This window comes from Aeromonas sp. YN13HZO-058, assembly GCF_001921245.1.
GTDB classification, from domain to species: domain Bacteria; phylum Pseudomonadota; class Gammaproteobacteria; order Enterobacterales; family Aeromonadaceae; genus Aeromonas; species Aeromonas allosaccharophila.
Map to the genome: position 1 here is coordinate 1 of NZ_MQSY01000015.1, position 10,062 is coordinate 10,062.

General features: G+C 59.2%; 10 protein-coding genes. 3 read left to right on the top strand and 7 right to left on the bottom strand.

Features of this window, described 5'->3' with window-relative positions:
* Positions 1–304: 304 nt before the first annotated feature.
* From BSP75_RS02110 to BSP75_RS02135, 6 genes are all read right to left on the bottom strand, one after another.
* The gene (locus BSP75_RS02110; protein ID WP_040067876.1) at positions 305–1,270 is read right to left on the bottom strand and encodes an alpha-L-glutamate ligase-like protein; all 966 of its coding nucleotides are present in this window, start codon (positions 1,268–1,270) and stop codon (positions 305–307) included.
* 3 nt (positions 1,271–1,273) lie between these two features.
* The gene (locus tag BSP75_RS02115) at positions 1,274–2,812 is read right to left on the bottom strand and encodes an inactive transglutaminase family protein (protein ID WP_040067874.1); all 1,539 of its coding nucleotides are present in this window, start codon (positions 2,810–2,812) and stop codon (positions 1,274–1,276) included.
* Between the two features lie 3 nt (positions 2,813–2,815).
* Complete coding sequence (locus BSP75_RS02120; RefSeq protein ID WP_040067873.1) at positions 2,816–3,604, bottom strand: ATP-dependent zinc protease; 789 nt, start codon at positions 3,602–3,604, stop codon at positions 2,816–2,818.
* Positions 3,605–3,656: 52 nt separating this feature from the next.
* Positions 3,657–4,634 carry a tRNA 5-methoxyuridine(34)/uridine 5-oxyacetic acid(34) synthase CmoB gene (gene cmoB / locus BSP75_RS02125; protein WP_075112052.1) on the bottom strand — a complete coding sequence of 326 codons (978 nt, stop codon included), beginning with the start codon at positions 4,632–4,634 and terminating at the stop codon, positions 3,657–3,659.
* Positions 4,631–5,377, bottom strand: a complete 747-nt coding sequence (cmoA, locus tag BSP75_RS02130) for a carboxy-S-adenosyl-L-methionine synthase CmoA (protein WP_075112053.1) — start codon at positions 5,375–5,377, stop codon at positions 4,631–4,633. Before cmoA ends, cmoB begins: the two co-directional genes overlap by 4 nt.
* Positions 5,378–5,652: 275 nt before the next feature.
* Positions 5,653–6,501, bottom strand: coding sequence for a DUF72 domain-containing protein (locus BSP75_RS02135; protein WP_075112054.1), 849 nt, complete (start codon positions 6,499–6,501; stop codon positions 5,653–5,655).
* A gap of 162 nt (positions 6,502–6,663) precedes the next feature.
* Between BSP75_RS02135 and BSP75_RS02140 the strand changes: the two genes are divergently transcribed.
* The 3 genes from BSP75_RS02140 to BSP75_RS02150 all read left to right on the top strand — a co-directional run bounded on the left by BSP75_RS02140 (position 6,664) and on the right by BSP75_RS02150 (position 9,557).
* Positions 6,664–6,915, top strand: coding sequence for a zinc ribbon domain-containing protein (locus BSP75_RS02140; protein ID WP_005337686.1), 252 nt, complete (start codon positions 6,664–6,666; stop codon positions 6,913–6,915).
* Positions 6,916–6,947: 32 nt separating this feature from the next.
* Positions 6,948–8,714 carry an aspartate--tRNA ligase gene (gene aspS / locus BSP75_RS02145; protein WP_075112055.1) on the top strand — a complete coding sequence of 589 codons (1,767 nt, stop codon included), beginning with the start codon at positions 6,948–6,950 and terminating at the stop codon, positions 8,712–8,714.
* A 102-nt stretch (positions 8,715–8,816) separates the two neighbouring features.
* Positions 8,817–9,557, top strand: a complete 741-nt coding sequence (locus BSP75_RS02150) for a YebC/PmpR family DNA-binding transcriptional regulator (protein WP_033137210.1) — start codon at positions 8,817–8,819, stop codon at positions 9,555–9,557.
* A gap of 389 nt (positions 9,558–9,946) precedes the next feature.
* On the opposite strand, the gene BSP75_RS22115 is transcribed toward BSP75_RS02150, so the two are convergent.
* Positions 9,947–10,062: PT domain-containing protein (locus BSP75_RS22115; RefSeq protein WP_362858446.1), on the bottom strand; the 116-nt coding region annotated here is incomplete at its 5' end.

Genomic DNA, 10,062 nt, shown 5'->3' on the forward strand with positions numbered 1-10,062 from the left:
GTATCCATGATGGTAGACCTCAAGGTGATGGCCTACTTCAAGATTAGCCTTTCAACACGTAATTGGGACAGCGCCTTTTTTTATACCTGCGATTTACCTATCCCCTGACATAGCGGTCACACTCTTCTCGCTCCTTCGCTCCTTCGCTCCTTCGCTCCACGCTATTCCAAGCTGCCGTTCGCTGGCGTACTCGTCGTTTCGGGATGAGATGCTGACCCTATGATTGGGAACGGGAGTGCCGACAGATAAACAACAGCCATAAAAAAAGCGCGCCATGGGCGCGCTCAGTTCACAAGCGGAGGCATTATTCCTCAAAGATCCCGAAGTGATCCTTGGCGAAATTGACCCGCTGCTCCACGTTCATCTTCACCTGGCCCAGCTTCTCGATGGTCTTGAGATTGGGCACCAGGCCGCGACCGTTGGCGATCTGGATGGCAAGACCGGGACGGGCGTTGAGCTCCAGCAGCATGGGGCCGCGGAACTTGTCCAGCACCATGTCGGTACCGATATAACCCAGACCCGACATCTCGTAGCAGGAGGCAGCCAGGGTGAGCAGGGTATCCCAGTGGGGCACCTTGAGCTCATAGAGATCGAGGCCGGTATCCGGATGATGGCGCAGCGGATTGCCAAACTGCACCGCCCGCAGGGCACGACCGGTACGCAGGCACAAACCCACCCCCACGGCGCCCTGGTGCAGGTTCGCCTTGCCGTCCGAGGCGGCGGTGGAGAGGCGCATCATTGCCATCACCGGGAACCCCTTGAAGATGATGACCCGGGCATCGGGTACCCCTTCGAAGGAGTAGCCGTCGAACACATCATCAAAGTTGATGAGGCCTTCGACCAGCGCTACGTCCGGCTTGCCGCCGAGCGAATAGAGCCCCGCCAGAATGTTGGAAACATGGCGCTCCAGATCCTGACCGGTAGAGGCGCTGCCATTGGGCTTGTAGAAGAGGCCATTTTCCTGACGCAGGATCACCAGGATCCCCTTGCCGCCCGAGCCACGGGCCGGCTTGATGCAGAAGCCCGGCCAATCTTTTACCAGCTCGGTGATGCGACCCACGTCGTGCTGGGCACGGATGGTGCCGATAAGCTCCGGCACGGTGACCCCTGCATCCAGCGCAATCCGCTTGGTCTGCAGCTTGTCATCCACCAGCGGATAGAGGCTGCGCGGATTGTAGCGGCTGATGTAGGAGTGGTTGCGCTTGTTCATGCCGAGGATGCCTGATTGGGACAGGCTCCACGGGGTGGTGTATTTTTCCCAGAACCACATCGGTTACTTGTCCTTACCCGGGGTGACGCCAGATTTCATCTCGTCCACCAGCGGCTTGAAGCGCTTCAGTTCGCTCAGCTTGTAGCCGGTGTAGTTACCCATCAACAGCACGGTCGCCATCAGCACCAGCTGCAGACCGAGGAAGTTGAAGGTGAGGTGACGGATCAGCTCGTTATCCATGGCCAGATAGGCGATGACGGCAACCAGCAGAGAGCCACCACCCTGGCGGAACACCTCTTTCGGACCCTCTTCTTCCCACAGGATGGACATCCGCTCGATGGTCCAGGAAAGGATGATCATCGGGAAGAAGGTGATTTTCATCCCGTCGGTCAGCCCCAGCTTGAAGGCGAATGCGGAGAAGATACCGATCATCGAGATAACCATGATGATGATGGCCGATATTCGGGCGACCAGCAGCAGGTTAAGCCGCGACAGATAGGAACGGATAACCAGACCGGTACCGACGATCAGCAGGAAGCCGATGAGACCGGTGACCAGCGAGGTCTGGATAAAGGCGACCGCGATCAGCACCGGCATAAAGGTACCGGAGGTCTTGATCCCCACCAGAACCCGCAGGAACACCACCATCAGCACGCCGATCGGGATCAGCAGCAAGCCCTTGAACAGGGTCTGCTCTTCCAGCGGCAGGCTGTGGATGGAGAAGTTCATCATCTCTGATTTTTCAAACTTCTGCGCCAGTGCCACGCTCACCGGCTGCTCCTGCTCGATCATCGAGAAGCTGACACGGGAGTTGTGACCACCGGTCACGTCCAGCAGGGCGCCGGAATTGTATTCCCACAGCAGCAGGTTGGCCGGACGGCCCTGTTCACCGGTTTGCGGGTTGAACAGCTTGTAGTCGGTCGGGCTGTTGAATACCTGCAGGTAATCCACCAACTCTTGACGACGGCGGCCATCTTCCAGATTCAGGGCATGCACCACGCGGGTCGGCACGTCAGCATTGTTGAGCAGCTCGGCGATCAGGTTGGCGCGGCTCTTGTGCTTTTTCAGCAGCTCGGCGTTCTGCTCCTGCTTCTCGATCTCCTTGATGATCTCGCGCGTCAGGGTATAGCCGTCGGCAGAGCGCTCCTGCGCCCGCTCGAGGATCTGCTTCATCGCGGTGGCATAAGGCTCACTCTCGATCTGCTTCTCGATGGCGGGCGGCTGCGGATTGGCGGCCGGTTTGGCATGGGCATCCGCCATCATGTCGACGCGGTAGTAGAGCTCCTGACGGCCGGACGCGGTGCGGATGGACCACTCGGCGCGGGCATCGCCATCTTTCTCGACAAAGGAGAGGCCGTAGCCGGGGCTGGCGGCGTTCTCGTTCATCAGGGTGAAACCGGGCTGGGTGCCCGGAATGGCCAGGGAGGCGATCACCGGATCACCGGTCGCCTCGAACTCCAGCTTGGCTTCGATGGACCAGATCTGGCGCTTTTCACCGGGCGTCAGCGGCACATCCAACGCGATATGGTGATAGATCGTCATCCCCAGGCCGACAATGTACAGCAGGGCTACCAGCAAATAGAACGGCTTACGGGAAACCATGGATTATTTCACATCCTTGAGCTTGGGTTTGGGTTGGATATATTCGCGGGCCACATCAACCACGGCGATGTCTTTCAAAAATTCGCGACCCAGCAGCACAGGGAAGGTCATGTCGCTACGGTCTTTCAGGGTAAATTCGGCTTTCTCGGTCATGTCGCCAATGCGCACGGCCAGACGCACCACCGGACGGCGGTCGAGATCATCGGCAGAGGCCTGACGCACCCGCACGTGACGTACCAGCGGCGCTTCGATCTGGATCTTGTCGTCCACATCCTGATGGCTCAGGAAGAAGCGAACCCAGTTTTTGCCGTTGCGCTCGAAAATGGTGATCTCCTGCGCACTGATGGAGGAGGTGGTCGCACCGGTATCGACCCGCGCCTGGAAGGCGTCGTTGGCGGCATCAACCCAGATCCACTCTGCTTCACCGACCATCAGCTTGCCATCGATGGTGTGACCCTGATTGGGGGCCGGGCACTTCTCGGTGGGGATGGCCATCGGCTTGGGTGGCTCGGACGGGAGGGTGGCGAGCTTGTGGTCTACTTGCTTGACGGACTCTTTCATATTGGTGACATCTGTGTTGAGCTGAACCAGCAGGTGCTGTTGCTGCACATACTGCTTCTGTTGCTGTTCCATGGATGTTTGCAGGCGCTGCTCGCTCTGGCTCAGCTCGCTACGAAGCTCGGCCAGCGTCAGAGCTGGAACCTGAGGCGCTTTTTCCATATTGACACACCCGCCGAGACTAAGCAGGGAGAGCAGGGTCATTCCTTTTAATTTGCTTTTCATGTCATTCATTTAACTGTGCTTCCTGGAATGGGGTCAGTGTAACTTCCACAAGCGCCACCGGCTAGTCTTTGGCCTTGCGGGCAATCAGTACGGCACGTTTCGGCGCCGGGTGTCCTTCTACCGTGAGTGCCGGATTGTCTGGATCCAGATAGTCACTCAGGGATTCATTAATCATCCAGTCGGTACGACGCTGTTCGTCGGTGCTGGTCATATTCTCGTCTACTATCCGCACGTCGGTGAAGCCGCAGCGCTCGACCCACAGCTTGAGGGCGGCACTGGAGGGAATAAACCAGACGTTGCGCATCTTGCCGTAACGGTCGGTGGGCACCAGCACGTCGTTGACGCCACCATCGATCACCAGGGTCTCCAGCACCAGCTCGCCATCGTCTTTCAATTGATTGCGCAGTTGTTCGATGTGCTCGATGGGTGATTTGCGGTGATAGAGCACCCCCATGGAGAAGACGGTGTCAAAGGCGCGCAGCTCCGGCAGCTCCTGAATACCGAGCGGCAACAGGTGGGCGCGCTGATCATTGCCTGCGAAGTGGCGAATGGCCTCGAACTGGCAGAGGAACAGCGGGCTCGGGTCGATGCCGACTGCCAGCTTGGCCCCTTCACCGACCATGCGCCAGAGGTGGTAACCGCTGCCGCAACCCACATCCAGCACGTAGCGCCCTGCCAGCGGGCTGATATGGGGTAGCACCCGATCCCACTTCCAGTCAGAACGCCACTCGGTATCGATGTGGATGCCGTGCACGGTGAATGGCCCCTTGCGCCAGGGCATGAAATGGCGCAGCAGGCTCTCGACCTTCTTGCGCTCCCCTTCGCCAAGGCTCTCGGCCGAGCCAATCTCGACCCGGCTTTTCAGCTCGATGTTGCCGGGGGAGACCACCGGCAGCTTGTTGAGGGCGCGATTCCAGCGCGGCAGATCGCCATGCTGGTTGTCATGTTGCCAGGCGTGCAGCTGGGCGGGCAGGGTATGCAGCCAGTGGCTCAGCCGGTTTTTGGCAATCAGTTGATAGAAATTGGCAAAGTCGATCATGGCTGGGCGTCGCTGGATTTGATGGCAATCATGGAGCCGAAGTTGAAGCACTGGAACCAGAGATCCTGATGGGTGAAACCGGCATCCCGCAGGCGGGCACGGTGGGTCTCCAGGCTGTCGGTGCGCATCACGTTCTCAAGGGCAGTGCGTTTCTGGCTGATCTCCAGCTCGCTGTAACCGTTGGCGCGCTTGAAGTCGAGGTGCAGCTCGATAAGCAGCTCGTTGATCGGTTCATCTTCAAAGCGGAACTTCTCGCTCAGGATCAGGATCCCGCCAGGGCGCAGACCATCGTGAATGCGCTGGATCAGGGCTGCACGCTTTTCGGGCTCGACAAATTGCAGGGTGAAGTTGAGCACCACCACGGAGGCGTTCTCGATCTCGATGTCGCAGATATCCGCCTCTACCAGCTCCACCGGCACCTCGGATTTGAAACCGGAGAGGTGGGCGCGGGCACGCTCGATCATCGGGTGGGAGAGATCCACCGCGGTGATGCGGCAACCGGGCTGGCTGATATGGCGACGCATCGCCTGGGTGGCGGCGCCCAGTGAACAGCCCAGATCATAGAGTCGGCTCTCGGGCTGGGCGTAGCGGGCGGCCATCATGCCGATGGCGGAGATGATGTTGCTGTAACCCGGCACCGAGCGCTGGATCATATCGGGAAATACGTCGACGACCTGTTCGTCAAAACAGAAGTCGCCCAATCGGGCGATCGGGGCGGCAAAAATTTGGTCTTTGGTCTGCATGCTGGCGCAACCTGACAGTCGGGACATCACCCGGCTGTATTGTTCAATTGAGTCGTTGGATGACACCCATCAGAGTAGGTCAATCATCTGTTTACGAACGGGGTGGCTGGTCATGAAATCCTTTGGACCTGTCCTGTTCGTACGGGCCATGTTCCGGACCCTTACTTGGGGCGGTAGTGTAGAGGATTGATGGCCGTTTGTCTTGACGCCAGGGCTTGCCTCGCCACAAAAAAGCGCTTTTTTTGCAGCGAAACGATGGCCGCAGAATGGGTTGGCTAAAAGCGCAGCACTCCCTGACGCGCGCGATCGTTTTCCCCCGGCCAGGGGGCCATCTCCTGCTCCAGCAAGCGGGTGATCTGGCGGGCCAATTCCGGCGCCTGGGCGTTGTCGGCAGTATGTATATAGAGGTAGAGATCTTTCCCCTCCGCGAGCCACTGACGCCAGTGGGGGAGCCAGCTCGGCAGGAAGGGGTGATTGGTCGCCGGATCCGGCAGGCCGATAAAGCGCACCATGGGGGCACTGGCGGTGGCCAGCAGATGCACCGGCAGGCGCGGCTTCTTGCCCTGGGCATCGACAAGGGCTGCCGTGGTTGCTGGCACCGAGAAGAGCGGGCGGCTATCGAGCATCACCCGGTTGACCCCTTGTTCTATCAGCAGCCGGTTCAATGCCCGCTCGGCCTCCCCCTTGGCGAAGAAGTCGGGGTGACGCACCTCGAGGGCGTAACGAAATGCCCGCGGCAGCCGCTCGAGAAAGGCCGTCAGTCTGGCCAGTCCTTCCGGCCCGAAACGGGCTGGCAACTGCAGGGTGAGCAGCCCCAGCTTGTCGTGCAGCGGGGCGAGCAGCTGGATAAAGTCGGTCACTTGTTTATCTGCTCTCACCAAATCGCTCTGGTGACTGATGGTTTGCGGAAACTTGAAGTTGAAACGAAAGTGAGCGGGCACCGCATCGGCCCAGCGCTGTACCGTGTTCGGTGTCGGCAGGGCGTAGAAGGTGGTGTTACCCTCCACCGAATTGAACACGGTGGCGTAGTGGGCGAGGTGTTCGGCAGGCTTGGCGCCAAGGCCCAGCAACTGGCCGGGCCAGCTGGGGTGGGACCACTGTGGCAGGCCCAAATAGAGGCTCATGGTGGCTATTCTCTTCGCTCTTGGTGCATTCGTGCCGATTTTTTGCCCGCTTTTTGCCATCGAGTGCAAAAAACTGGCGAAAGGAGGCTGCTGGCCATTTTACCCAAAAGGGGGTTTTCCTCTATAATGCCAGCCCTTTTGTTTTTCAATTTCTTGTGACCCATGCCTATCTACGAATATCGTTGCGACGTCTGTGGCCATGAATTGGCAAAACTGCAAAAGCTTTCCGATGCCCCTCTGACCGACTGTCCGGCCTGTAGCAAGCCGAATCTGGTCAAGCTGATATCGGCGGCAGGCTTCCGGCTCAAGGGAACCGGATGGTACGAGACTGATTTCAAACCGGGTAAGAAAAAGAATCTGGCCAGCTGTGAGACAGACGGTGCTTGCCAGTCGTGCCCGGCGGCCCAAGGTTAACCGTCTCTCTACAATTTCGAAGGAAGAAGTCCATGCGCTCTATCTATTGCGGACAGGTCAATGAGGCCCATGCAGGGCAGACCATTACATTGTGCGGTTGGGTTCATCGTCGTCGTGATCTCGGCGGTCTGATCTTTATCGATATGCGCGACCGGGAAGGGATCGTTCAGGTGTTCTTCGATCCGGACAAGCCGGACGCGTTTGCGCTGGCCTCCGAACTGCGCGGTGAGTTCTGCATCCAGGTGACCGGTGTGGTGCGTACCCGTCCGGACTCCCAGCGCAACAGCGACATGGCCACTGGCGCCATCGAAGTGTTCGCCCACGAACTCAACATCATCAACCGTGCCGAGCCGCTGCCCCTTGACTTCAACCAGGTCAACAGCGAAGAGATCAGCCTCAAGTATCGCTACCTGGATCTGCGTCGCCCCGAGATGGCCAAGTACCTGAAGACCCGTGCCAAGGCCAGCGCCTTTGTACGCCGCTTCATGGACGAGCACGGCTTCCTCGATATCGAGACCCCGATGCTGACCAAGGCCACCCCGGAAGGTGCCCGTGACTATCTGGTGCCGAGCCGCGTGCACAAGGGCAAGTTCTACGCCTTGCCGCAATCTCCGCAGCTGTTCAAGCAGTTGCTGATGATGTCCGGCTTCGACCGTTACTACCAGATCGTCAAGTGCTTCCGTGACGAAGACTTGCGTGCCGACCGCCAGCCGGAATTCACCCAGATCGACGTGGAGACCTCCTTCATGACCGCGCCGCAAGTGCGTGAGATCATGGAAGAGATGATCCGTAAACTGTGGATGCACATCCTGAATGTGGATCTGGGCGACTTCCCGATCATGACCTTCGACGAAGCGATGCGTCGCTTCGGCTCCGACAAGCCGGACCTGCGTCTGCCGATGGAGCTGGTCGATGTGGCAGATCTGCTGACCGCCGTCGAGTTCGCCGTGTTCGCGGGTCCTGCCAACGATCCGAAAGGCCGCGTGGCAGCCCTGAAAGTCCCGGGCGGCGCCGAGCTCTCCCGCAAGCAGATCGACGAGTACACCAAGTTTGTCGGTATCTACGGTGCCAAGGGCTTGGCCTGGATGAAGGTCAACGAAGCCGCCAACGGCCTCGAAGGGGTACAGTCTCCGGTTGCCAAGTTCCTCTCCGACGAGATCGTGCGCGAGATCCTGGCCCGTACCGGTGCAGCTGACGGCGACATCATCTTCTTCGGCGCGGACAGCAAGAAAGTGGTCTGCGATGCCATGGGCGCCCTGCGCCTGAAAGTGGGCCGCGATCTGGGTCTGCTGGAGAACAGCTGGAAGCCACTGTGGGTCATCGACTTCCCGATGTTCGAGGAAGATGGCGAAGGCGGTCTGGCTGCCATGCACCACCCGTTCACCGCCCCGAGCAACATGGGCCCGGCCGAGCTGAAAGCCAACCCGGTGGCGGCTTACGCCAACGCTTACGACATGGTGATCAACGGTTACGAAGTGGGTGGCGGTTCTGTCCGTATCCACAACAGCGAAATGCAGTCCACCGTGTTCGACATTCTGGGTATTACTCCGGCCGAGCAGCGCCTGAAGTTCGGCTTCCTGCTGGATGCCCTGAAGTACGGTACCCCGCCGCACGCCGGTCTGGCCTTTGGTCTGGACCGTCTCAGCATGCTGCTGACCGGCACCGAAAACATTCGGGACGTGATTGCCTTCCCGAAAACGACCGCGGCTGCCTGTCTGATGACAGACGCCCCCAGCCTTGCCAACGCAGCCCAACTGGGTGAGCTGGCGATTGCAACCACCGTCAAGGGCGACGAGTAAGCCGATACCGGCACCGGAGGCCGCCGCCGTGCGGCCTCCGTGTTTCCCTTGGGTTAGTCATGACCAGTGTTACTGACATTTAAAAAATAACGGAGAGTCTCTATGGCAGGTCACAGTAAATGGGCCAACATCAAACACCGCAAGGCCGCTCAGGACGCCAAGCGTGGCAAGATCTTCACCAAACTGATCCGCGAAATCACCACTTCCGCGCGTCTTGGTGACCCGGATCCGGCCAACAACCCGCGTCTGCGTGCTGCGGTGACTGCCGCCCTGACCAACAACATGACCCGCGACACCATCAACCGTGCCATCCAGCGTGGCGCCGGTGGTGGCGATGGCGAACAGCTCGAGACCATCGTGTACGAAGGTTACGGCCCGGCTGGCTCTGCCGTGATGGTGGAGTGCCTGACCGACAACCGCAACCGTACCGTTGCCGAAGTGCGTCACGCCTTCAGCAAGTGCGGTGGTAACCTGGGCACCGACGGCTCCGTCGCCTATCTGTTCAGCAAGAAAGGCCTGCTGACCTTCGTGGGCGTTGACGAAGATGCCCTGATGGATGCGGCACTGGAAGCGGGCGCCGATGACGTGGTCACCGAAGAGGATGGCTCCATCGAGGTGTATACCACCCCGAACGACTTCGGCACCGTGCTGGATGGGCTGGAAGCCGCCGGCTTCAAGGCCGAGAGCGCCGAAGTGACCATGATCCCCTCGACCGAAGCCGAGCTGGATGCTGAAACTGCGCCCAAGCTGATGCGTCTGATCGACATGCTGGAAGATCTGGACGACGTGCAAGAGGTGTATCACAACGGCTCCATCTCCGATGAAGTTGCTGCGACCCTCTGATCGCTGAATCGTGCTCTCCCGATGGCAGCCAGATGGCTGCCATTTTTTTATCCTTGCATCGGGGCAACTGCTGACGAGTCAGGTGATCCGCCGCTGCAACAGCGCTCTCTACTCATTCCTCTTTCGTTTTCTCAGTTGATGGTCATTGCACGGCCCCTGCGGGTCGGTTAGCCCGTACGTACGCTATTCGGCGCTCTGCTGTGTGGCGATGGCGCGGCTCCGCTTATCCTGTTTATCACGCGTTCAGCTCTTTAGATGGCGTTGACTGTTCACATCTGCCCGTAAGGGCAATTGCGTTGCGGGTAGGGGAGACGAGGTGATGAGGCGTGCTCTTGTTATCACAGGGTGGCCAGCAATGCAGAGACACAAGTTGGGATGCTGATAACGGATTAGCCGGGGCCGGGTTTGCAGGTTTGCAGGTTGGTTGGTTGGTTGGTTGGTTGGTTGGTTGGTTGGTTGGTTGGTTGGTTGGTTGGTTGGTTGGTTGGTTGGTTGGTTGGTTGGT

Coding starts and splice junctions, on each gene's coding strand:
- BSP75_RS02110 (WP_040067876.1), bottom strand. CDS start 1,270: ATGTGGTTCTGGGAAAAATACACCACCCCGTGGAGCCTGTCCCAATCA.
- BSP75_RS02115 (WP_040067874.1), bottom strand. CDS start 2,812: ATGGTTTCCCGTAAGCCGTTCTATTTGCTGGTAGCCCTGCTGTACATT.
- BSP75_RS02120 (WP_040067873.1), bottom strand. CDS start 3,604: ATGAATGACATGAAAAGCAAATTAAAAGGAATGACCCTGCTCTCCCTG.
- cmoB (WP_075112052.1), bottom strand. CDS start 4,634: ATGATCGACTTTGCCAATTTCTATCAACTGATTGCCAAAAACCGGCTG.
- cmoA (WP_075112053.1), bottom strand. CDS start 5,377: ATGCAGACCAAAGACCAAATTTTTGCCGCCCCGATCGCCCGATTGGGC.
- BSP75_RS02135 (WP_075112054.1), bottom strand. CDS start 6,501: ATGAGCCTCTATTTGGGCCTGCCACAGTGGTCCCACCCCAGCTGGCCC.
- BSP75_RS02140 (WP_005337686.1), top strand. CDS start 6,664: ATGCCTATCTACGAATATCGTTGCGACGTCTGTGGCCATGAATTGGCA.
- aspS (WP_075112055.1), top strand. CDS start 6,948: ATGCGCTCTATCTATTGCGGACAGGTCAATGAGGCCCATGCAGGGCAG.
- BSP75_RS02150 (WP_033137210.1), top strand. CDS start 8,817: ATGGCAGGTCACAGTAAATGGGCCAACATCAAACACCGCAAGGCCGCT.